The following is a 20,626-nucleotide window of genomic DNA, read 5'->3' as shown; positions in this document are numbered from 1 at the left end:
GGGCCGACAGCGGACTCATCCACAAAATCGGCCCCGGCCTCTACGCCGCCACGACATGGCCGCCGACTTCCCTGCAGAAGCACGGAAACCCTCAACTACCCGGCCTTGGGTCAAGTCCCAAGCCCCCACCTCGATACGTCACCGACCCGTCCTTGCGGTCTGATCAACGAGTACGAGCCCACAGCAGTCCGACCCGCAGGTCAGGCCACGTGGCCGACTTCCGGATCCCCACAGGGCGACACGGCGGCCGGACGCGACCAGATCGAGGACCTCGCGCCGGAACTCGGGTGGGTACCGCTTGGGCATCGTGGGCGGTCCTCCGGGCTGCTGAGACGAGTGATCATCCAGTAGCCCGACTCCGTACAACCAGGGGAGGATCAGTTGCCCTTTGTGATCAGGACACAGCAGCTCCTGAACACGACGCGGGCGCCATCACCCTGATCTGCGTGTTGACCTCGCGCAGCCGCTGCCCGGATCGCGCGTTGCCCACCGCCACCACCTCGGCGAGGATCGACAGGGCGGTCTCGGCAAGTGATGCCCCACCGAGGTCGAGGCCAGCCGGGCCGCTCAGGCGGTTCAGACCGGGGGTTCCGGCCAATCGTCGCAGCCGCCGGGCATGGGTGGTCCGACTGCCCAGCGCGGCGACGTGTCCCGCTTCGCTCTCCAGCGCCGCGCGGATGGCGCGGTCGTCGATGCGAGGGTCGTGCGTCAAGGTGACGACAGCGTCCTCGGCCCGGAGCCGGTTGCCTGCGATCCACTGGTCCGGCCACGCGCGAACGACCTCGCAGGTGGCGGGAAATGCTCCGGACGTCACGTGTTCGGGGCGCGGATCCAGGATGACCGCTCTGCGGTGCAAGGATTCCACCATCCTCGCCATGGTTGCGGCGAGGTCGGTGGCGCCGACCAGGACGAGCGTGCTGCGCGGTCTCAACTCCTCCACGAACACGGGACTGCCGTCACCGGACGGCGGCCACGCGGCGGTGGTCGTCACCGACCACGAGTATGGCGGCTCGAGCTCGATGCGCACCGCCAGCAGCCGGTCATCCGCCAGTGCAGAGGCGATCGCGGCCCGCACCGGGGCGTCGGGGGCGCGGGTGAGCAGCACCCGGAGCTCACCCGCGCACGCCGGGGTTTCCTCCCACGGCATCAGGTGCGCGGTTGGAGAGACCGTCGCCACCTGGGGTTCGGCGCCGTCGAGCACGGCGCGCGCCGCGTCGAGGACGATGCCCTCGACGCAACCGCCTGATACCGAGCCGCGCCACGTGCCGTCCTCAGCGATCGCCATCGTGGCGCCCAGCGGCCGGGCACCCAGGCCGTCGCGATCCACCAGGCGGGCCAGTACGACCTCCTGACCCGCGTCGTACTTGACCTGCACGAATGGCCAAACCTCCCGCAGCACGGCCGTCAGTCCTCGATGACGCGGTCGAGCCGGATCGGCAGCTCCCGGTGGCGTTTGCCGGTGGCGTGCCAGACGGCGTTCGCGATGGCCGCGGCGACGGCCACCGTGCCGATCTCGCCCGGCCCCTTCATCCCGAGCGGGTCATCGGGCTCGTGGTCTTCGACGAAGTCGGCGTCGATGAACGGCACATCCGCGTTCGCCGCGAAGTGGTAGCCGGCGAAGTCCGCGTTCACCTGCCTGCCGCTGACCTCGTCGCGCACGACCTCCTCCTGCAGCGCGATGGACAGGCCCATGACCATGCCGCCGGTGAGCTGGCTGCGGACCATCAGCGGGTTCACCACGCGTCCGACCGCGAACCGTCCGACCAGCCTGCGCACCCGCACCTCTCCGGTGGCGGGGTCGACGGCCACCTCGGCGAACACGGCGCTGTAGGAGTGCCGTTCACGGTGTGGCCGCGACATGATTTCCTCGGTGGTGTCGGATGTGACGGACACCGGCAGCGCGGGCCCCGACTCGAGCTGCTCAAGCAGCTCCCTCGCCGCCGCGACGATCGCCCAGCCCCACGACGTCGTGCCCAGCGATCCACCGGCCTGCCACGCCGGGCCGATGGCGCTGTCGCCGATCCTCAGCCGAATCCTGTCCCAGCCGACGCGGAGCGCGTCGGCGGCGATCGCGTGCAACGCCGTGCGCGCGCCTGTGCCGATGTCGATCGCCGCGATGGCCACGGTGAACGTGCCGTCCTGCTCGGCGGTGATCGTCGCTGACGACGGGAAGGCGGTGGTGAAGAACGACGTGCCGGCCATGCCGGTGCCGATCAGCAGGTGGCCTTCCCGGCGACGGCGCGGCCGGTGGTCTCGGCCGGCCCATCCGAACTGGCGCGCACCCTCGGACAGGCAGAGCTGGAAGTTTCGACTGGTGAACGGCAGGCCGGACACCGGTCCGACCTCCGGTTCGTTGCGTCGCCGCAGTTCCAGCGGGTCCATGTCCAGCCGCTCCGCCAGCTCGTCCATCGCGGACTCCAGCGCGAAGGACCCCGGCGCAGTCCCGGGCGCGCGCACCGAGGCGACCGGCAGGATGTTCAGCGGCACCACGTTGAGCCTGGTGCGAATCGCGTTGGCGGCGTAGAGGGTTTTGGCGATCTCCACGCAGTTCTCGATGAACTCGGACTTGCCGGAAATCTCGAAGGCGGCCTCGTGGCCGATCGCCCGCAGCCTGCCGTCGCGGTCGGCGCCCAGCCGCACGCGCTGGTCGGTGCGCGGGCGCGCGGACGTCGCCAGGAACACCTCCTCCCTCGTCAAGGCGACACGCACCGGGCGGTGGAAGAGCATGGTGGCCATTGTCGCGAGGATCAGTTGCGGGCCGAGTCCTGTCTTCGAGCCGAAGCCGCCGCCGACCTGCTCAACCTGGACGCGAACGTCGGACAGCGGCTTGCCGAACAGCGTCGCGAGTTGCGCCGCGATGCCGTACGGCGCCTGGTTCGAGTCGATCGCGCGCAGCACGGCGCCTTCCAGCCAGGCCGTCGCCACGTGCGGTTCCATCGCACAGGCGTGCTGGGCGGGCGTGGTGTAGCTCTCGTCCACCACCACTGCGGAGGCAGCCAACTCGGCGTCCAGATCGCCCTTGTCCGCATCCGGGCCGAACGCGGGCAGCGCGGGCCGCGCCGCCGGGTGACCCGCGGAGAACGCGATGTCGTGCGGCTGTTCCACATAGGACACGCGCAGCAACTCGGCCCCGGCACGGGCCTGCTCGTGGGTCTCCGCCACGACGAGCGCGACCGGCCAACCACCGTGGGTGATCCGGTCGTCCTGCAGCAGCTGCAACTGGCCGTCCGGGCCGAAGAAGGGCGAGCCGGCCTTCGGGTCGACCCGCGGCGCGTTGCGGTGGTCGATCACACCGATCACACCGGGTGACGCGAGTGTCGCACTGATGTCGACGGCTGTGATACGACCGCTGGCGATCGTCGCGGTGACAACCGCGCCGTGAGCGAGCCGATCGATCGGGATGTCGCCGGCGTAGCGTGCCTTGCCGCTCACCTTGTCGCGGCCTTCAACCCTGGTGCGCGGCGTGCCGATCACAGGCGCGGACAACTCGGAGATCTCGGCACCCGTGCTGTCGAGCACCTGCTGGTGTGGGTTCATCCTGTCGCTCCCATCCGGTCAGTGGAAGATCTCGGTCAGCACGGACTGGATGAGGTTGCGCGCCAGTCTGAGCTTGTATTCGTTGTGCGGTAGCGGTTTTGCCGTACTGAGCTCCGCCTCGGCCGCGGCGCGGAACCGCTCGGGGGTGGCTGGGCCGCCGTGCAGTTCCCCCTCGGCGATCCTCGCTCGCCACGGGTGCGAGGCGACGCCGCCCAGCGCGATGCGCACCTCACGCACCCGGCCCGAGCGCACGACGAGATCGGCGGCGACGGACAGGGTGGCAAAGGCGTATGACGAGCGTTCGCGCACCTTGCGGTACCGCGACCGTTCTCCCGCGGCGACGCCGGGAAGCGTCACGGAGGTGATCAGGGCGCCGTCGGGGAGCGTCGTCTCCAGGTGCGGCGTGTCGCCGACCGGGCGATAGAACTGCGAGATCGAGATCTCCCCTTTGCCCTCCAGCGTCTCATAGTGCACGACCGCGTCGAACAACATCATCGCCACCGCCATGTCCGACGGGTTCGTGGCGACGCAGGCCGGTGACACGCCGAGGATGGCGTGGTTGTGGTGCACGCCGGCCAGAGCGGCGCAGCCACTGCCGGGCACCCGCTTGTTGCACGCCGACGACAGGTCGGCGAAATACGCACACCTGGTTCGCTGCAACAGGTTTCCCGCTACCGTCGCCATGTTGCGCAGCTGCCCGGACGCGCCGGCCAGCACCGCTTGGGACAGTGCCGGATAGCGGCGCCGGATCTCGGGATGAGCGGCGACGTCGCTGTTCGTCGTCGTCGCACCGATCACCAGATCACCGTTGCGGGCCTCGTGGACCCCTGCGAGCGGCAGAGCGCGCACGTCGACCAGACGATCAGGTATCTCGACACCGCGCTTCATCAGGTCGACGAGATTCGTGCCACCCGCCAGGAACCGGGCGTTTTCCTGCCCCACCACGGAGGCCAGCGCATCGTGGACCGTGGTCGCGCGGCTGTAGGCAAACTCCTTCACCTGTTCACCTCTTCACATTCGGCGGCCTCGAGAACGGCGCGCACGATCGACGGGTACGCGCCGCAGCGACACAGGTTCCCGCTCATCCGCTCGCGCACCTCGTCTGCGTCGACGGGGCGGTGTGGCTGGTCAGGTGAGAGGTCGGGGGTAACGGCGCTCGGCCATCCCGCCGCGTGCTCGGCCAGCACCCCGACGGCCGAGCACAATTGCCCAGCAGTGCAGAACCCGCACTGGAGTCCGTCGAGCCGCACGAACGCCTCTTGGACCGGCCGCATCTCGTCATTCACGGCGAGCCCTTCAACCGTGGTGACCTCAGCACCCTCCGCGGCGACCGCGAGCGTCAGGCACGACACCACGCGCCTGCCGTTCACCAGCACCGTGCACGCACCGCACTGGCCGAAGTCACACCCCTTCTTCGAACCGGTGTGCCGCGTGTCCTCCCGCAACGCGTCAAGCAGCGTTCGGCGGTTGTCCACGGTGAACCGATGCGTGGTTCCGTTGACGTGCAGCGATATTTCACTTCGAGCGTCGTTCGCCATCGCGCTCTTCCCTTCGTCTGGCCCGATTGAACAACAGGCGAGGCCCGAGAGGAGCCTGATGTTCTCGAACTCCTGCCTGGAACATGCCGCATCCGGCCGCGCCGAGATCGCCGCAGCTGCGACATCTGCTTGACCTGACGAGCAGCAGCGCGGCGTTACAGATCATGAGGACGTCCGGAGGCGCGCCGGCTCCGGAGCCGAGCGTCACCGACAGCGCCTCGCGCGGAACGGTCCGGAAGCCGTCCAGAGCCGCCCACACAGGCAGCAGCAGCTGGTTGGGACCGGAGCAGCTGACCTCGGCCTCGAATTCCTACCGGAACGCCGCCGCTCTGTCGTACGAGGTCGAGGAACTCGGAAATCCATGCCAGCTCATCGTGACGCCCGAACAGTTCGACACCGGCCCCTCATCACCTCACGCGCCCGTCGTTGCTTGCCGGTCACCAGCCGGCCGCGGACCGTCTTCAGGTGCCTCTGTCCGGGGAGGCTATAGCGAGTCCTCCGCAGCAGGGCCCGTCAGCAGGGCAAGCGGGCAGGATCGAGCAAGAAGTCGCGAGTTCTGGTCAACTGTCGCGAGAAGTGCCGGATGTGTCGGTTCGAACGTTCGCGCCCAGGCGGACCGCGTCCCGGCGCGGCGGGTCCCCGAACTGCCGGCGGTACTCGCGGCTGAACTGGGCAGGGCTCTCGTAGCCGACCTGACGGCTGATCCCGGCGATGTCGCCGGGATCAGCGGCGAGCAGCAGCCTGGCGTGCTGCAGGCGGATCTGCTTCTGGTACTGGATGGGACTCATCGAGGTGACGGCCTGGAAGTTGCGGTGGAACGCGGAGACGCTCATGCCCGCCCTCTGCGCCACCTCCTCGACGCGGAAGGTCAGCGCATAGTTGTCGCGGATCCACTGGACGGCCCTGGCGATGTGGCTGAGACTGCTGTCGGGCAGGCCGAACTGCCGCAGAGTGTTGCGCTGCTCACCGGTGAGCAGCCGCCAGATGATCTCCCGCTTGATCAGGGGCGCGAGCACAGGGATGTCCCGGGGCTGGTCGAGCAGCCGCAGAAGACGGACGACGGCATCGAGCAGTTCGGCGGAGGCGGTGCTGACCGCCAGACCGGCCGGTGCGCCGGCCGGGAGTTCCGGCAGTTCCTCGACGTCCGCGGCCAGCAGCACCTCGGCGACAGCGGTCGGCCGCAGGTCCAGCCCGAAGCCGAGCGCGGGTTCCTCGGGGCTGGCTCCGATGAACTGCGCGGTCACCGGCAGGTCGACCGAGGCGATGACGTACTCCCCGGCGCGGTACTCGTACAGGCGGTTGCCCAGCGCGAACCGTTTGGCGCCCTGGGCGACGAGGGCCAGCACCTTGCCATAGGTGGTCGGCGTCGGCGGGCTGGGCCGATCGGCGCGGAAGATGCGCACGGCATCGATGTCCGTGCTCAGATCGGGGCGAGCATGCCGGGTCAGCAAGGCACGCAACTCGTCGAAGGGCATGGTCATCATTGAAGCAGCACACAGCCCACGAACCCGGGGAGCGGGTTGGGGTTGACCCGTTCTGCCGGACAGGATCGATGAGGTGTGGTGAGGCTACCCGTCTCACGCCGGCACCGCGCCCGACAAGCGGCCACGAGTGTTCCGATCAAGGGTCTCAGTGGGTTCTGAGCGCCCGTTTCCGAACTTGAGCGGGTGAAGGAGTCTCACTGACCAGTTCAGATGAATCGGCGTGTCGGCTTCTCTGTCGCCGCAACGCGTTCCAGGATCGCCACGTGCGTGAGGAGGTCCTGACCGACGAGCTGTGGGCTCGACCGGAGCCGTTGATCCCCGTGCGCCCCAGACGCTTCCGTCATCCCGGCCGTAGGCGTGCGACGACCGGGCGGCGTTGGAGGGCATCCTGTACGCGGTGCGCACCGGCATCGGTTGGAACCGGCTTCCCACCGCCCTGTTCGGTGCCTCGGCGCGACGTGTTGGCGGTGGTTGACCGAATGGCACGAGGCCGGGGTGTGGCAGCAGCTGCACGAAAGCCTGCTCGCCGAGCTGCGGGCGGCCGGACGGCTGGACCTGTCGGCGGCCCTGGTGGACTCCACCCACCTGCGCGCGCTCAAGGGGGGACCATGCGGGGCCGAGCCCGGTCGACCGGCGCAAGCCCGGCTCCAAGCACCACCTGATCACCGATGCTACCGGTGTCCCGCTCGCGATCGCCCTGACCGGCGGCAACCGCAACGACGTCACCCAGCTGATCCCGTTGATCGACGCGATCCCGCCGATCCGGGGCGTGGTCGGCAAGCCGAAGCGGCGCCCGCGTCGGCTCTACACCGACCGCGGCTACGACCACGACAAGTACCGTCGCCTGGTCCGCGCCCGTGGCATCACCCCGGTCGTCGCCCGACGAGGTGCCGAGCACGGCTCCGGTCTGGGCGCAGTTCGGTGGCCGGTGGAGCGCACCTTCGCCTGGATCAAGGGCTTTCGCCGACTCCGCGTCCGCACCGAGCGCAGAGCCGACGTCCACCAGGCGATGCTCAGCCTGGCCTGCTCGATCATCTGCCTGCGAAAACTCATTCTGAACTGATCAGTTGGCGCGCAGATGAGGGAACTCCCGGTAGATCGGACGTTGTCGAAGCGCCGCTCCGCCAGGAGTTCCGTTGTTGTCGTGCCCCATCCCCGCGGACGGTGTCACCGCGGGTGCCAGGTGCTGCCGTCGTCCGCCTCCCACCAGCCCGTTCGGCGGCCCAGGCGGTATCCCACCGACCTCACCGACGCCCAGTGGGCCGAGCTCGACCCACTGCTGCCCGATCCGGCGGGCCTGGCCGGTCGGGGCGGGCGGTGGGAGAAGCACTGCCGACGGGTGATCGTCGACGCGATCCTCTACCTGCTCGACAACGGCATCAAGTGGCGTGCCCTGCCCGCGGACTTCCCGCCCCGGCCCAGGGTCTACAAGCGCTTCGTGTTGTGGGAGAAGGTGGTTGCGTCGCAGCGGTTGCTCGACCGTGTCCGTCTGAAAGAGGGGCGGGTGGCGGCGCCGTCGGCGGCGATCGTGGACTCGCAGTCGGTGCGCGCCGCGCAGACCGTCGGCCGGGCCATGCGCGGTGGGGACGGCGGAAAAGGTCGCGGGCCGCAAACGGCACATCGTCGTGGACACCACGGGATTGCTGTTGGCGCTGCGGGTCACCCCGACCTCGACACAGGACCGGGTCGCCGCCCGCGAGGCGCTTGTTGCGACCCCCACCGGTCCCGGAGTCGACGGAGTGCTGCGAACGCTCTCTGCGCGGTGCACGCCGAGCCTGTCGCGCACGAGCCGACAGAGGACAACACCGGTGTCCTCGACCTTCGTCCCGGTAGTGCCGGCCAACCGTGACGCTTGCGCGGACCTCGGCTCCGTGCGTCGGCTCTGGCGAGCGAACCCCGACCGGAGGTTCCGCCGATGATGCCTACAGCGTCATATCGCCTCGATCAGCCCCGAGGCTCGTCCTCGATCATGCCGATCCGCTCCAGGTTTGCCGGAGGGGGCATATGGCGGATGCTGTCGCTGCCCTTGTGGTCATGGGCACGGCTGTATCGGGAATCCAACACCCTTCCCAGCTTGTGGGCCGCCCCGGCGTACGCGTCGTCCACGGTGGTCGCGTGGTGGGTGACTGCAACCGGCTGCTTGCCCCCCGGCCGCGCCTCGATGACGCACTTCATGTCTTCCGGCTTGCTACCCCCGTCCTCACTGAGGTGAACCTCCACCCGGGTCAACCATCCGCTGAACCGGGACAGGCTGCTCTCCAGGTCGGCGGTCACATGGGTGGTCAGTCCTTCGCCACCGTGGATGTTGTGGTCGGTATTGACCTGGATCTGCATGAGCACCCTCCAGAACGGAAAAGCAATGGTCCTGCTCAGTACCACGGCAGCGGCCGGCTCAAACGCGACGACGTCCAGTGAGCCTTTCCAACCTTGTGCCTGCCGATGACTCCATCCATGCAGGTCAGGAGCGCGCTCAGGACTCGGGCTCGGGAGGGGCCTGTGAGGATGCTCGTGTTCCACGGGCTCGTCGGGTGACGCGGCATGCTGACCGGCTGCGCCGCTCCAACTGGCCTACCCGGGTGTCACCAACGCCTTCGCTGCTGCGCCTGCTGCCCAGGAGCGACCGGGACAAGGACACGGAGATCCGGCGCTACGGCACCAGATCACGATCCCGGCACACCAACCGGGCAAGGACCGCCCTCGGTCCTCCCCCGCCGACCGGGCGTTCCTCGCAGCACTGCCGCACCGACTCCCAGCGCCACACTTCATCGGCTCCGGCTACCGGCACGTCCGGACACGGTGCTGCGGCGGCACCGCGACCTCATCGCACGCCACGCAACCACACCCCACCCCGAACGGCCCGGCCGACCACGGACCATCCGCTCCATCCGCTCCATCCGACTCCCGGTGCTGCGCCCGGCACGCGAGAACCCCACCTGGGGCTACCGCCGCATCCACGGCGAACTCCTCGTACTCGGCATCAAGATCGCAGCCTCACCGTCTGACAGATCTTCGAAGACGCCGGAGTCGAACCAGCACCCGAACGCACCACGACGACATGGTCGACCTTCCTCCGCTCCCAGGTCGACGCTCGCCTGGCCTGCGACTTCCTCGAGACCACCACCCCGAGCGGCACCCGCCTGTACGTGCACGCGGTCATCGAACACGCCAACCGCCGAGTCAGGTCCTGGGCTCCACCACATCCCGGTTCACCCAAGCCGCCAGAAACCTCGTCATCGACCTCGACGACGCCGGCAACACCGCCCGGTTCCCGATCCGCGACCGCGACCGCGACCGCGACGACAGGTTCCCCACCCTGTTCGACACCGCCCTCGCCGGCGCCGGCATCCAGGTCGTGAAGATCCCGTCACGGTGTCCACGAGCCAACGCCCACGCCGAACGGTTCGTCGGCACCGTCAGACGCGAAGTCACCGACCGACTGCTCATCACCAACGAACACCACCTGGGAGCAGTGCTGCAGCGCTACGCGGTCCACCACAACCACCGCCGACCACACCAAGCCCTACAGCTCTCAGCACCACGACCGGACCACCCGACCGCAAAGCCGGGCTACACGTCGATACGCCGTCGAGCAGTCCTCGGCGGCCTGATCGACGAGTACGAACCCACAGCCGCCCAACCGCAGGTCAGGCCACATGACTGACTTTTGGAACCCCACAGGCAACCTCGGCCGACCCTGTAAACACAACCTGTCTCACCCGAATTGACAACTACCGCGTGCCCGACAAGGTCAAGGCGAGGCTCCACACAGTCGCCGACGGCGGCAACTCCTCCACCAAGGCACGCAGGACGTCGTCCGTGCCGCCACCGGTGATCACGCCCACCGATCGTCTCCGGCCGCGGTGTTCGCGCGAGCGGCTCAGGCCAGTCGGACCTCGGCCCAGACGGTTTTCCGGTCGTCGTCACGCCGATGTCCCCAGTTGACCGACAGCCGGTTGACCATGAGCAGACCGCGGCCGTGCTCGGGTGCGTCCAACCTGCCCAGGACCGGCAGCAGGCTCGGGCTGCCGTCGCCCACCTCGATCCGCACCAGGTCGCGGTCGGCCAACCGGTACATCCGCAACCGCCGCGGTGCCCGGGCGTGCCGATAGGCGTTGCCGACCAACTGCGCGGCGACGACCTGGACGTCCACGAGCCGATCGCCGCCGACACCGGTCCCCATGCCGGCGACCAGTCCCATCAGGGCTGCTGTGGATGGGCGACTGTCGGACAGGTCGAGATCGACGCTCTTTCGCGGAAGATCGACAGTGTTCACTGCACGCCCTCAATGCCTGTGGCCTCACAAGGCACAGATACGGCATCCTATACCCGCTGTGACGGACCGGATCACCACTGCGGCGACACGTGCCCGCGGGGCCGGTGTGGAGATCGGCATCTTCGGGTACGTCGAGGCCATGGGTGCGATCGAGCGGGTCGGGCGCCCCGAAGATCGAGGGCGAAGCGGATCGTCAACGCACCAACCGAGCGTGACCGGCCGGACACGCTCGGTTAAAACGCCTTTCCGGGGTTAGGCGAGTCCTTCAACGGAAATCCTTCGGGAACAGCTCGTTCGCCTGGAAGGCCTCCCATGACCTCGTTGTCCGATCCCGCCACACGCGTTCCCCGTTCCGGACCGGGCAGTGACTTCGCGCGCCTGACCCGTGAGGTCAAGGAGGCGGGCCTGCTGGACCGGCGCCGTGGCTACTACGCCGCCCGGATCTTGATCAACGTCCTGCTGCTCGCGGCCAGCGGCTTGCTCTTCGTGCTGGTGGGCGAGTCGTGGTGGCAGCTGCTGACCGCGGTGCTCCTCGCGGTGGTCTTCACCCAGTTCGCGTTCATCGGCCACGACGCCGGACATCGACAGATCTTCCGCAGCCACCGCCACAACGACATCGTGGGGCACCTGCACGGCGGCGTCACCGGGATCAGCTACCAGTGGTGGGTCGGCAAGCACACCCGCCACCACGCCAACCCCAACCACGAGGACCACGACCCCGACATCGAGATCCACGCCATCGCCTTCAGCCGCGAGCAGGCGGGCGAGAAGCAGGGCCTGTACCGGTGGATCACCAAGTACCAGGCGTTCCTGTTCTTCCCGCTCCTGCTGGCCGAAGCGGTCGTGCTGCGGATCTCGGGCCTGCAAGCCCTGTGGCGCGGGGAGCTCAAGCGCCCCTGGCGGGAGGCCGCGCTGCAACTCCTCCCGGCCGCCGCGTACCTGGCCGCGGTGTTCCTGGTGCTGTCCCCGCTGAAGGCGGTCGTGTTCATCGCGGTCCACCAGGGCCTCATGGGCGTCTACCTCGGCTGTTCCTTCGCCCCCAACCACAAGGGCATGCCGATCATCGCCAAGGGACAGCGGCTGGACCACCTGCGCAAGCAAGTCCTCACCTCCCGCAACGTCACCGGCGGTCGATGGGTCGATGCCCTGCTCGGCGGGCTCAACCACCAGATCGAGCACCACCTGTTCCCCCACATGCCCCGCCCCAACCTCCGCCGCGCCCAGCCCATCGTCGAAGACTTCTGCGCACGGCACGGCATCCCCTACAGCAAGGCCAGCATGCGCGACTCCTACGCCGAGGTCCTGCGCCACCTCCACGACGCGGGTGCGCCCCTGCGCTCCGGGCACCACGCGTCGCTGAGCTGAGAGCAGCAGGCATCCCAGGCGCACGATCCCCCTGTCTGGCACGCGTCCGACAGGGATCGGCGATCACTGCCGCCGAGGACGGGTCGGCACGAACGGCGTGTCCGACGGTAACGGCGGATCCATCGTCCGGCGATACACCGGGCGTGGCCGATGATGTGCCCCCGACCGCATCCCCGCGGACCTCGACAGTCCTGCGGTTGCCGGCTCCGGTCTCCCCGGTGTGGCTGTGGTCGACACGATCGTGGCCGTGCGGGAGGCGGTGGTGTGGCCGCTGGTGGCCGCGATCGGCTGCACGGGAGTGGGATTGTGGTTGGAACGGCTGGTGTTCCACAGCCCAGTCGCCGACGGGGCGTTGGATGATCCGGCTCTCGCTTCGCTGCGGCGACCCGCCAAGGCCAGCACATCGGTGGTCCTGTCGACGATCGTGCCGCCGTCGACGCGAAAGACGTACGGGCAGCGCGCGGTCGACGGCCATATGCAGAAGCGGTGCGTGCGGCGACATCCGGCCCGGACACGATCCGCGACCATCATGTGCCGGACGGACATCGGCCGGTGTCACCGGGGACCACGCTCGGACAAGCGGCGATCAGTAGGTGGACGACGACCTCACGGATCTTGGGTGTGGGGTTCCAGAACTCTGCGTTGGGACGCTGAGTTGCGGCGATCCTGCCCTCCGGCCCTCCAGGAGAGGATCGTGAGGTGTGGCGACACGACTGCTGTACCTGATCTTCGTGCGGCTCGTTGGCTGGCTGGTTCTGCTCGGTCGGTCTTCGACGGCCAAGGACGTGGATCCGCCGGTGCTGCGGCACGAGGTCGCCGTGCTGTGCCGAACCAACCCCGCCCGCGGTGGGAGTGGGCCGATCGCGCGGTCCTCGCCGCATTGGTGGGCCGACCGCCACGGCTGCTGCGTGGGCACCGGTTGGTGACACCGGGCCCCTCCTGCGACGGCACCGGCGCCTGGTCGCGAAGAAGTGGCCCCCCCGATCCGCACCGGACGTCCACCGGTCGACGACACCGTGGTGGCGTTGATCGAGCGGATGGCCCGGGAGAACGCCGGCTGGGGCTGCGCCGGATCCAGGGCGAGCTGCTCAAGCTCGCCACCGGGTAGCCGCTGCAACGGTTCGCCGCGTGCTCAAGCGCCCGCGGGTACCGCCCGCGTCCCACCGCGGTACCGACACCTCCTGGCCGCGGTTCCTGCGCGCAGGCCTCGAGCATGTCGGCCTGCGACTTCCACTGATGGACCTCGGCGACCGGGCAGACGACTTCCGGTTCCTCATCCGCGATCGGGCAGGCCAGTTCACCGCCTCGTTCGACGCGGGCTTCTCCGGCGCGGGCATCCAGGTCGTGAAGATTCCACCATGGTGTCCGCGAGCCAATGCCATGCCGAGCGGTTCGTCGGGACCGTCAGACGCGAAGTCACCGACCGACTGCTCATCCTCAACGAACACCACCTGCGGGCAGTCCTGGACCGCTACGCGGCCCACTACAACCACCGCCGACCCCACCGGGCACTGCAACTCGCACCACCACGACCAGACCGGCCGATCGCAGAGCCGGGCTGCACCTCGGTACGCCACCAGCCGGTTCGCGGCGACCTGATCAACGAGTACGAACCCACAGCAGCCTGACCGCAGCTCAGACCATGCGGGCCACTTCTGGCACACCACGGGGTTCCTGGTGATCATGTCGAGGGTGAAGACGACGTCCGCGGCGGTGAACGCCCGCCCGTCGCTCCACTTCACACCGTCGCGCAGCTCGACGTCCAACCGGGTGCCGTCGGCGTTCCACCGGAAGGACTCGCCCAGGCGCGGCCTGGGCTCGACGTCCTGGGTGTTGTCGAAGGAGAACAGGGGTTCGAAGATCGTGCGCGGCCCCTCCGGCAGGGTGGGCGAGAACGGGTTGAAGTTCAGCTGGAAGTCTCCGGCCGCGCCGGGGAGCACCAGCGTGTCCCGATCTTCGGCATCGTTCGGAGCCGACCCGCCGCACCCCGCCAGGAGCACGGCGACCGCGGACAGACCGGCCACCACCGTGCGAGTTCGCGAGAAGCGCCCTGCCCGCAGGAACATGACCGACCCTCCCGACCCGGGACCGGGTGCGAACCCAAGCTGTATCAAATTGTTAAGTCAGTGAAGAAACGAAGTCAAGACTTGGCTGCCACTGCGTCTCACGTGGTCAAGGGTGACCCTCGACGACGCGACGGTGCGACAGAGGGCCATTTGGTCCCGCAGACCTCACCCTTGCGGGCCAGTCGCAACCCTGCGGGCACACGCGGCCCAGGCGACTTGGGCACATGCCCTTCCGAAAGTTTTCGCGAGGCTGTTGACACCGGAACCGCGACGTTCGTACGGTCTACCCCAGCAGCGTTGGCGCTCGAACTTCATAGATGCCAACGAAATCGAACGATGACCGAAGCCACCCGAGGGATCTCGTGGCCGAGGTGATCGCTGTCTGGATAGCGCTTTCCGATGGCCATCGCTGCAATTGAATCGTTTCATAGTCCAGTCTGGCGTCACCCTTCGGGCGTTGCGCCGACAGGATGCGTCCAGCCATCTCTGGGAGCGTTCCCAGACCGGCGACGGAGGAGCAACGGTGCTCACCGACTTTATTCAGGGTATGAACTGCTGCCGAGACGACCTCACGACGCAGGGACCGCCGGATCAGCCGGCCTCGCCGCAACGGCACGGTGTCCGCACCGTCTTGTAGCACCCGGTCGTTCGGCCCGAGCGCTCAGCCGACCGCCACCGGTCCGCGCACCGGGCATTCGCGTGTCATCCGATTCCCCCTTGGAGGTTCGTCATGCTTTCGAACAGAAGACGGCGCGCCGCGCTGCTCACCGCCGGCATCGCCTTGAGCGTCGTCGGGAGCGGCGTGGTCGTCTCCACGGCCTCAGCCGCTCCGACCCGTTACGAGGCGGAGAGTTCGCCGGCCACCTGTGCCGGCGCCATCGAGTCCAACCACGCCGGGTACTCCGGCAGCGGGTTCTGCAACGCGGACAACGCGGTCGGGTCGGCTGCGCAGTTCACCGTCACGGCGTCCGCTGCGGGTTCCGCGACCATCGCGGTGCGGTACGCCAACGGCGGGACCGGCAACCGTCCGGCGGACGTGCTGGTCAACGGTGCGGTCGTGTACCCGGGCGCCGCGTTCGACCCGACCGGCGCCTGGACCACCTGGTCCTCGAAGACGCTCACCGTGCCGGTGACCTCGGGCGCGAACACAATCCGGTTGAGCCCGACCACCGCGGACGGGCTGGCCAACGTCGACTACCTGGAGATCGACGTCACGGGCACCCCGCCCGCCGGCAGGCAGATGGAGGACCTCGACCGGGGTCTGATCAGCGTGCGCTCCGGGTCGGGCAACCTGGTCTCGTGGCGGCTGCTCGGGACCGAGTCGGCCTCGACCGGGTTCAACGTCTACCGGGGCGCGACGAAGGTGAACGGCTCGCCGATCACCAACTCGACCAACTTCCTGGACTCCGGTGCGGCGGGGGACGCCTCGTACACGGTCCGTGCGGTCGTGGGCGGGGTGGAGCAGGCACCGTCCGGCCCGTCGCTGCGCTTCACCGGCGGCAACTACCTGGACGTGCCGATCTCCCGACCGGGGAGCACCTACACGGCCGGTGACGCGAGCGTCGGCGACGTCGACGGCGACGGTCAGTACGAGATCTTCCTCAAGTGGGATCCCAACGACCAGAAGGACAACTCCCAGTCCGGTCGCACCAGCAACGTCTACATCGACGCCTACCGGCTCAACGGGCAGCGGTTGTGGCGCGTCGACCTGGGTCGCAACATCCGCGCCGGCGCGCACTACACCCAGTTCCAGGTGTACGACTACGACGGCGACGGCCGGGCCGAGCTGGCGGTCAAGACCGGTGACGGTTCGCGGTCCGGCACGGGTCAGGTGATCGGCAACGCCAACGCCGACCACCGCAACTCCTCCGGTTACATCATCACCGGGCCCGAGTACCTGACGGTGTTCCACGGGCTCACCGGTGCGGTCGCGTCCACGGTGCCCTTCGAGCCGGCCCGCGGCAACATCTGCGACTGGGGCGACTGCAACGGCAACCGGGGCGACCGGTTCCTGGCCGGCACCGCCTACCTCGACGGGCAGCGCCCCAGCATCATCATGGGCCGCGGCTACTACGAGAAGAGCACCATCGCGGCGTGGGACTTCCGCAACGGCGCGCTCACCCTGCGCTGGAAGTTCGACTCCCGCAACGCCGGCAGCCAGTGGACCGGCCGCGGCACCCACTCGCTGTCCGTCGCCGACGTCGACGGCAACGGCACGGACGAGATCATCTACGGCGGCATGACGATCAACGCCAACGGCACCGGTCGGTACACCCAGAACTTCCGCGCCCACGGCGACGCCCTGCACGTCGGCGACTTCATCCCCAGCCGCCCCGGCCAGGAGATCTGGCAGATCCACGAGCAGAGCTCCGGCGCCGCCGCGACCCTGCGCGACGCCAACAGCGGCGCCACCATCATGCAGAAGAACAACACCTGCAACTGCGAGGGCCCCGCTCGTGGCGCGGCCGGCGACATCCACGCGGGGAACCCCGGCGCCGAGTTCTGGGGCAGGGGCACCGGGTTGGGCAACCTGTTCAACGGCTCCGGCGGCAACGTCGGGCGCTCGCCGGGCAGCGCGAACTTCCTCGCCTGGTGGGACGCCGACCCGGTGCGGGAACTGCTGGACGGCAACCACGTCGACAAGTACGGCACCGGCGGTGACACCCGCCTGCTCACCGGCTCCGGCGCGCACTCCATCAACGGCACCAAGTCGACCCCGTCACTGTCCGGCGACCTGTTCGGCGACTGGCGCGAAGAGGTCATCCTGCCGCGCGACGACAACGCCGCGCTGCGCATCTACTCGACGACCACGCAGACCGACAGGCGGATCCACACCCTCCTGCACGACCCCCAGTACCGCGTCGCCATCGCCTGGCAGAACACCGCCTACAACCAGCCGCCGCACCCGAGCTTCTTCCTCGGCGGCGGCATGAGCACCCCGCCCCAGCCGAACATCCACGTCCGCTAGACCGGATCCGTGGGCGGGCGGGCCGATGGACCAAGCCCACCCGCCCACGGACCTCGAATGCCTGGCACCGGGCAGAGGGGGATAAAGCACTGCTCGCCGGAGTCCCGGGCCGCAGCGGTCGCGCTCTCCGCTGTGCGGTCGGCCCATGTCCGGTGTTCCACGCCCGAGATGTCGGCCAGCTGTCCGTCGACGGGCCGCCAGGACGCGATGATTCCGGTGACCAGGTGTTCCTGCCGGAGGCCGAACGCCATGGCCGATAGCGGAACTCTGATCGCTGTTCCATGGCAGTGGTGGATGTTGATCGCATCGAGCGGGGAGCTCATGGGTGCGGCCGCGTCGACAAGGGCATCCACCGCGGGCGCCGTCAGCGCGGGCAGGCTGACGGTGCGGAGCGCATAGTTGCGCTCGTCAGCAACGAACACGTCGCCCCATCGCCGCACCATGTCGCCGTACGGAGTCGCTCCGGACGTCGACCTCAACGGTCGCCCGGGGTGGTGGAACTGTGTGATCCGGCGCACCGCCTCCTCGGGGCCACCGCTCCAGGCCGAGGAGACGAAGAGCACCGGCGTGCCATCGGCCTCGGTCCCGAAGCCGACGTGGGTGGCCACCTCATCCGGTGCCTCCGACTTGCCGCCGCCACCGCGTAGGGCCCACAGCAAGTCTGGTTGGCTTGCGTCTCCGGCCGTGACAACCGCTCCGTCGGCCAAGACGACCTCCGCACTGAGCAGGTTGTCCGCTGCGAGGCCGGCGACACCCATCAGCGGACCATAGCCCCGCCCAACGTCAGCCCAGCCATACCGATGCTGCCGGCTGTGCCGGTCGCCGCCGACAGGCCGGAATGCGCCGCCGCCGCGAGCACGTCGGTAGCTGTGGCTCCGCCGGCGACCGTGGCGATGTTGCCGTCGACCGTCACAGCCCGCATACCGCGAAGGTCGATGACCAGTCCGCCCGGCCGGATCGCGCGGCCAGTCCAATCGTGACCGCCGTCGAACACAGACAACGGAAGGCCCGTTGCGCGTGCATACCGGACGGCTTCGCTCACCTCGGCCGCGTCATGGCAGCGCTTCACCACCGCGGGACGTGCGGACACCGCGCCATTCCAAACCCTCAACGCTTCATGCACCCGGGCCACCTTGTCGGTCAACGACGTCATGATCTCTCTCAGCTCTGCGGTGTCACGGCGTCCGCGGCTCCGATCCCGGTCAGGGCGGCGGTCGCCTGCCACAGTTTCGCGGCGGTCTGCGGGTTCCGGGCGGCCCGGCTCGGCTTGCCGATCGCCGGGTAGCCGGTGAAGTTCAGGAAGCCGTCCGGGCCTACGTACGCGTTGCCGGGCACGTCCTGCGTGGCGGCGTACAGCAGCGGGAGCGCGCCCTGGGCGACGTCCTGGACCAGGACGGGAAGCTCGTAGATGACCTTCACCCAGGAATTGGCGAGCAGTCCGGTGCGCACCACGCCGGGGTGGGCGACAACGGAGCGGACCGGGCTGCCCGCGGCGGTGAGGCGACGCTGCAGTTCCAGCGAGAACAGCACCACGGCGAGCTTGGAGGCGTCGTAGGCGGCCATGGGCTTGTACTTGCGGGTGCGCCAGTCGAGGTCGTCGAGGCGCAGCTTGCCGTTGCGGTGTAGCTGGCTGGCGACCATTACCACGCGGTCGGTGATCCGGGGCAGCAGCAGGTTGGTGAGCGCGAACGGCCCGAAGTAGTTGGTCGCCGTCTGCAGCTCCAGGCCCTGCGCGGTGCGCGCCGCCGGCGTGTACGACACCCCGGCGTTGTTGATCAGGACGTCGATGTCTCCGGTGTACGACTGCGCGAAGGCCCGGACCGACTCCAGGTCGGCGACGTCGAGCTGGCGGATTTCGAAGTCGCCGCGCAGGCCGGCCACGGCCTGGCGCGCCCGGCCGACGTCCCGCACCGCTAGCACCACGTGGGCACCGGCCTGGGCGAGTTCGCCGGCGGTCACCAGGCCGAGGCCGCCGCCGCCACCGGTGATCACCACCGTCGAGCCGGTCATCTTCGGCAAGCGGTCCGCAGTCCATCCGGGCATGGCAAGCTCCTTCGTACGTAGGTTGTCGGCTCCCAGTACAGGGGCATTCGCACGCCGGATGGAGGACCCGTTCTGCCGATGACTGGCAGGACCTGGCTAACCGGCGGGATACGCCTGAGGATGACGAGACCATACGAGAGCCGGGAGGGTCGCCAGTGGAGAACCCGAAGCCGGACAGAGCAGGGCTGGCCGCGTTTCTGCGCGGCCGGCGGCTGGCCCTGCAGCCGGAGGATGTGGGGTTGCGCCGGGGTGCCCGCCGCCGCACCAGCGGTCTGCGCCGGGAGGAGGTCGCCGAGCTGTGCGGGATGTCCGCCGACTACCTGACCCGGCTGGAGCGCGGCAGCCGGTCGCAGCCGTCGGTGCAGATGGCCGCGGCCATCGCCCGCGGCCTGCGCCTGACCCCGCAGGAACGCGACCACCTGTTCCTGCTCTGCGGGCACCGCCCGCAGGCCCGCGACCCGCGCGACGCGCACATCAGCCCCGGGCTGCTGCGCGTCATGGACCGGCTGCAGGACACCCCGGCGCAGATCGTCGGCCCGACCGGCGACGCGCTGGTGCAGACGCCCCCCGCGATAGCCCTGCTCGGCGACGAGACCCACTACACGGGCCTCGCGCGCAGCGCCCTCTACCGCTGGTTCACCGATCCCGCCGCCCGCGACCGGTATCTCAGCGAGGACCACGACCTGCACAGCCGCGTGTACGTCTGCATCCTGCGCGCCGGCGCCACCGCCCAGGGAGCAGGGTCATCGCCGGCGCTGCTCGTGGCGGAACTGCTGCACAACGAGGAGTTCGCCGAGCTGTGGCAGCGGCAGGAGGTGGGGCTCAAGTGGAGCAGTGCCAAGCGTTTCGTGCACCCGGAGGTCGGCCGCATCGACCTGCACTGCCAGACGCTGCTTGACCCCGACGAGGGGCAGTCGCTGCTCATCTTCACCGCCACACCCGGCACCGAGAGCTACGACAAGCTCGCGTTGCTCTCCGTGCTCGGCGCCGAGAAGTTCGCCGATTCCGGCGCTTGAGCCCGGCGCCCCGCGGCGTGACGAAAGGCTCCCGTACGGTCAGGAGTCACCCAGGCCTTCGGCTACCGCCCGACGGCACGCGGGAAAGGGGCACCACTCCGGCCGTCGCCGGACGGTCGGCAGCCGGCGGAGACACAGTGCTTCGAATACGACTTCCTCAAACGGCTGACCGGACGCCACGAACTCATGGCCGTGGTGCATGGGTCGACTGAGGTCGCAATCGTGGCGTACGACCCCGACGGGCACCTGAGCCTCTTCAACCGGGCTGCGCGCCAGTGGCGCGGGCCGGCCGCCGGTGCAGGCCCCGACGCCACCCTCGATCCCGAACAGCAGGTC

The 20,626-nt window shown here is 69.1% G+C and carries 17 protein-coding genes and 3 pseudogenes; 9 read left to right on the top strand and 11 right to left on the bottom strand.

All coding sequences use genetic code 11. The features are described from left to right. Positions 1-394 precede the first annotated feature (394 nt). The 5 genes from CKY47_RS36210 to CKY47_RS36190 form a co-directional block, all read right to left on the bottom strand. Positions 395-1,375, bottom strand: coding sequence for an XdhC family protein (locus CKY47_RS36210; RefSeq protein WP_306750898.1), 981 nt, complete (start codon positions 1,373-1,375; stop codon positions 395-397). Between the two features lie 29 nt (positions 1,376-1,404). Beyond that, on the bottom strand, positions 1,405-3,537 hold the full coding sequence (locus CKY47_RS36205) for a xanthine dehydrogenase family protein molybdopterin-binding subunit (protein WP_306750897.1): 2,133 nt from the start codon (positions 3,535-3,537) through the stop codon (positions 1,405-1,407). Positions 3,538-3,555: 18 nt separating this feature from the next. Next, on the bottom strand, positions 3,556-4,536 hold the full coding sequence (locus tag CKY47_RS36200; RefSeq protein ID WP_306750896.1) for an FAD binding domain-containing protein: 981 nt from the start codon (positions 4,534-4,536) through the stop codon (positions 3,556-3,558). Next, positions 4,533-5,075: a (2Fe-2S)-binding protein gene (locus CKY47_RS36195; protein ID WP_306750895.1), complete on the bottom strand. Its 543-nt coding sequence runs from the start codon at positions 5,073-5,075 to the stop codon at positions 4,533-4,535. The genes CKY47_RS36200 and CKY47_RS36195 overlap by 4 nt, the downstream gene beginning before the upstream one ends. Positions 5,076-5,635: 560 nt before the next feature. After that, on the bottom strand, positions 5,636-6,550 hold the full coding sequence (locus tag CKY47_RS36190) for an AraC family transcriptional regulator (protein WP_306750894.1): 915 nt from the start codon (positions 6,548-6,550) through the stop codon (positions 5,636-5,638). Between the two features lie 272 nt (positions 6,551-6,822). Between CKY47_RS36190 and CKY47_RS36185 the strand changes: the two are divergent. From CKY47_RS36185 to CKY47_RS37185, 3 genes and pseudogenes are all read left to right on the top strand, one after another. Continuing rightward, a pseudogene (locus CKY47_RS36185) lies at positions 6,823-7,622 on the top strand (IS5 family transposase). Between the two features lie 15 nt (positions 7,623-7,637). Beyond that, positions 7,638-8,003, top strand: a pseudogene (locus CKY47_RS37190) (transposase); the annotation flags it as partial. A 136-nt stretch (positions 8,004-8,139) separates the two neighbouring features. Next, complete coding sequence (locus CKY47_RS37185; protein ID WP_371320798.1) at positions 8,140-8,478, top strand: transposase; 339 nt, start codon at positions 8,140-8,142, stop codon at positions 8,476-8,478. Between the two features lie 25 nt (positions 8,479-8,503). Here the strand turns inward: CKY47_RS37185 and CKY47_RS36175 are convergent, their stop codons facing one another. Continuing rightward, entirely contained in the window at positions 8,504-8,893 is a 390-nt protein-coding gene (locus tag CKY47_RS36175; protein ID WP_306750901.1) for an HPF/RaiA family ribosome-associated protein, read from the bottom strand. A 721-nt stretch (positions 8,894-9,614) separates the two neighbouring features. Here CKY47_RS36175 and CKY47_RS36170 point away from each other — a divergent pair. Next, a complete protein-coding gene (locus CKY47_RS36170) occupies positions 9,615-10,220 on the top strand; it encodes an integrase core domain-containing protein (RefSeq protein WP_306750892.1) in 606 nt (201 codons plus the stop codon). Between the two features lie 216 nt (positions 10,221-10,436). Here CKY47_RS36170 and CKY47_RS36165 read toward each other — a convergent pair whose 3' ends face one another. After that, positions 10,437-10,757: an ATP-binding protein gene (locus tag CKY47_RS36165; RefSeq protein WP_306750891.1), complete on the bottom strand. Its 321-nt coding sequence runs from the start codon at positions 10,755-10,757 to the stop codon at positions 10,437-10,439. Between the two features lie 387 nt (positions 10,758-11,144). Here CKY47_RS36165 and CKY47_RS36160 point away from each other — a divergent pair, with 387 nt between their 5' ends. The 3 genes from CKY47_RS36160 (at position 11,145) to CKY47_RS36150 (ending at position 13,825) form a co-directional block, all read left to right on the top strand. Then, positions 11,145-12,197, top strand: coding sequence for a fatty acid desaturase family protein (locus CKY47_RS36160; RefSeq protein ID WP_306750890.1), 1,053 nt, complete (start codon positions 11,145-11,147; stop codon positions 12,195-12,197). Between the two features lie 701 nt (positions 12,198-12,898). After that, complete coding sequence (locus CKY47_RS36155) at positions 12,899-13,123, top strand: hypothetical protein (protein ID WP_306750889.1); 225 nt, start codon at positions 12,899-12,901, stop codon at positions 13,121-13,123. Between the two features lie 111 nt (positions 13,124-13,234). Continuing rightward, entirely contained in the window at positions 13,235-13,825 is a 591-nt protein-coding gene (locus tag CKY47_RS36150) for an integrase core domain-containing protein (RefSeq protein ID WP_306750900.1), read from the top strand. Positions 13,826-13,879: 54 nt separating this feature from the next. Here the strand turns inward: CKY47_RS36150 and CKY47_RS36145 are convergent. Further along, a pseudogene (locus tag CKY47_RS36145) lies at positions 13,880-14,263 on the bottom strand (ABC transporter substrate-binding protein); the annotation flags it as partial. Between the two features lie 730 nt (positions 14,264-14,993). Here CKY47_RS36145 and CKY47_RS36140 point away from each other — a divergent pair. Continuing rightward, positions 14,994-17,231: a rhamnogalacturonan lyase family protein gene (locus CKY47_RS36140; RefSeq protein WP_306750888.1), complete on the top strand. Its 2,238-nt coding sequence runs from the start codon at positions 14,994-14,996 to the stop codon at positions 17,229-17,231. On the opposite strand, the gene CKY47_RS36135 is transcribed toward CKY47_RS36140, so the two are convergent. The 3 genes from CKY47_RS36135 to CKY47_RS36125 are packed head-to-tail and all read right to left on the bottom strand — an operon-like array spanning position 17,228 to position 19,274. After that, positions 17,228-17,989 (bottom strand): hypothetical protein, encoded by a 762-nt coding sequence (locus CKY47_RS36135; RefSeq protein WP_306750887.1) that lies wholly within the window; start codon positions 17,987-17,989, stop codon positions 17,228-17,230. The genes CKY47_RS36140 and CKY47_RS36135 overlap by 4 nt on opposite strands. Beyond that, positions 17,989-18,375 carry an FAD-binding protein gene (locus CKY47_RS36130; protein WP_306750886.1) on the bottom strand — a complete coding sequence of 129 codons (387 nt, stop codon included), beginning with the start codon at positions 18,373-18,375 and terminating at the stop codon, positions 17,989-17,991. The genes CKY47_RS36135 and CKY47_RS36130 overlap by 1 nt, the downstream gene beginning before the upstream one ends. A 17-nt stretch (positions 18,376-18,392) precedes the next feature. Beyond that, positions 18,393-19,274 (bottom strand): SDR family NAD(P)-dependent oxidoreductase, encoded by an 882-nt coding sequence (locus CKY47_RS36125; RefSeq protein ID WP_306750885.1) that lies wholly within the window; start codon positions 19,272-19,274, stop codon positions 18,393-18,395. A 155-nt stretch (positions 19,275-19,429) separates the two neighbouring features. Here CKY47_RS36125 and CKY47_RS36120 point away from each other — a divergent pair, with 155 nt between their 5' ends. After that, positions 19,430-20,290: a helix-turn-helix transcriptional regulator gene (locus CKY47_RS36120; protein ID WP_306750884.1), complete on the top strand. Its 861-nt coding sequence runs from the start codon at positions 19,430-19,432 to the stop codon at positions 20,288-20,290. The last annotated feature ends 336 nt before the right edge of the window (positions 20,291-20,626 follow it).

It is taken from the genome of Saccharothrix longispora (genome assembly GCF_030852425.1).
In the GTDB taxonomy this organism is placed as follows: domain Bacteria; phylum Actinomycetota; class Actinomycetes; order Mycobacteriales; family Pseudonocardiaceae; genus Actinosynnema; species Actinosynnema longispora.
Note: the sequence above shows the minus strand (reverse complement) of the source record. Positions and strands in the feature narration are given on the sequence as shown.